The sequence below is a fragment of the Serratia sp. LTN-2 genome, from assembly GCF_059740205.1.
On sequence record NZ_JCAXDO010000101.1, the window covers coordinates 1 to 598 of the forward strand.

General features: G+C 52.3%; 1 protein-coding gene. It reads right to left on the reverse strand.

Translation table 11 applies throughout. The features are described from left to right. Positions 1 to 598, reverse strand: a 598-nt coding sequence (locus tag AC6BYQ_RS28560) for a hypothetical protein (RefSeq protein WP_498057937.1), incomplete at both ends; no start/stop codon positions are given.

A 598-nucleotide genomic window follows, 5' to 3' on the forward strand; every position in this document is an offset into this window, starting at 1 on the left:
GCCTCAGCATGAATCACAATCTGACCAGTCACAGGATCTGCTGCTGTTGCATCCAGAGTTGCTGTGATGAAGCCGTTGGCAAGGTCAGCCGCTGTGACGGTGTAGTTAGTACCGTTAACATTCACCACTGTGCCATCGATTGCATCTGGTCCCAACGCCACTTGTGCATTGAAGCTGCCGTCTGTACCTAACTCGTCTGCATTCAAGATACCGTCGCCATTTAGGTCTTCAGGAATCGTGATCGCACCGATCAGGTCTGCAGGGACTGTATCAACCGTTACTGTCACGTCTGCATCTGCAACATCGACATTACCTTGTGCATCCACTGCTTCTGCATGGATCGCTACAGGGCCTTCGCCTGTCACAGGAATCGCTGCTGTGATATAGCCGTTTGCAAGGTCAGCTGCTGTCACGGTGTAGTTCACACCATTGACATTCACCACTGTGCCGTCAAGCGCATCTGGTCCCAACGCCACTTGTGCATTGAAGCTGCCGTCTGTGCCTAACTCGTCTGCATTCAGGATACCGTCGCCATTTAGGTCTTCAGGAATCGTGATCGCACCGATCAGGTCTGCAGGGACTGTATCAACCGTTACTG